The sequence below is a fragment of the Aquirufa sp. ROCK-SH2 genome (assembly GCF_054558315.1).
In genome coordinates, this window is the sequence record NZ_JBPXKB010000021.1 from 1 (window position 1) to 255 (window position 255).

General features: G+C 37.6%; 1 pseudogene. It reads left to right on the top strand.

Annotated elements, in window-relative coordinates:
- Nucleotides 1–255, top strand: a pseudogene (locus tag V7S79_RS12240) (hypothetical protein); the annotation flags it as partial.

Genomic DNA, 255 nt, shown 5'->3' on the forward strand with positions numbered 1-255 from the left:
TAGGTACCTTTGCTCTTAAGAATTTATCTAACTCTTCAGCAAATACAGCAGTTGGGCATAATAGTGGCTTAAACATTACAACAGGTAGTCAAAATGTGGCAATTGGAATGGAGTCTTTATCAGATAACACAACAGCTGGGAATAATGTGGCTGTGGGAGCCTATTCATTGGATTTTAACACAGGAGGAAATAATACAGCAATTGGCTTTAATTCTGGGAAAAATAATACAACAGGTGCGGGAAATACGATATTGG